The sequence below is a fragment of the Kluyvera georgiana ATCC 51603 genome, assembly GCF_001654985.1.
Taxonomy (GTDB): domain Bacteria; phylum Pseudomonadota; class Gammaproteobacteria; order Enterobacterales; family Enterobacteriaceae; genus Kluyvera; species Kluyvera georgiana.
Window position 1 is genome coordinate 1 of the sequence record NZ_LXEU01000129.1, and the last position, 871, is coordinate 871.

The following is an 871-nucleotide window of genomic DNA, read 5'->3' on the forward strand; positions in this document are numbered from 1 at the left end:
AAGAACCTATCCCAAAAGGAATTGTCAGATAATACAATATGATAATTTCTGAGGGCGAAGCGTGGCGGGCAACAAGTGGCAGATCAGTGATGGACTCTGGGAGAAAATGGCTCCACTCATCCCGGAGCATAAAACTCAACACCCGCTGGGTACGCACCGCAAGCGGGTTGATAATCGCGCTGCAATGAACGCCATTTTCTTCGTACTCAGGACGGGCTGCCAATGGAATGCGCTGAATGCCACCGGTATATGCTCGTCAAGCTCTGCTCATCGCCGATTTCAGGAGTGGCGAGATGCTGGAGTATTTGAACGCTTCTGGCAAAATGGGTTGCTTGCTTGCGAACAGTTGGACTCTATTGACTGGTCGTGGCTGTCGATGGATGGTTGTATAACCAAATCACCGCTGGCAGGCTCAAAAAAACAGGCAGGAACCCTACAGACCGGGGGAAACAGGGCGTAAAGCGCAGTCTGATGACTGACGGGAACGGGCTACCGCTTGCACTGGTTGTTGCCGGAGCAAATACGCACGACATAAAGTTGGTTACGGATACGCTCGATGCCCTCCAGACGGGCAGACCGGGCAAGAGGCTCCGGTTGTGCATGGACAAAGGGTATGAAGCGGAATGGCTGGAATCGTATCTGAAAAGTCGTCGCTATGAACCTCATATCCAGTCACGAAAGGATGAGTCAGAGGCCATCAAATACACGGATTTTAAGGCTCACCGCTGGGTTGTAGAGAGAACACACAGTTGGATGAATCGCTACCGCCGTGTCCTGACTCGTTGGGAGAAGAAGGTCGAGAATTATGAGGCGATGCTGCATTTTGCCTGTGGTGTCATTGTCTGGAACAAAACCCTATTGGGATAGGCTC

Annotated in this window: 1 protein-coding gene; it reads left to right on the forward strand. The window is 51.5% G+C overall.

Translation table 11 applies throughout. The features are described 5' to 3' along the window. Window positions 1–61: 61 nt before the first annotated feature. Window positions 62–867, forward strand: a protein-coding gene (locus M989_RS25380; RefSeq protein WP_171763699.1) for an IS5 family transposase whose coding sequence is annotated in 2 segments (ribosomal slippage) — window positions 62–412 and window positions 415–867 — 804 coding nt in all. Because the reading frame shifts where the segments join, the coding sequence is not laid out codon by codon here. Window positions 868–871: the final 4 nt, after the last annotated feature.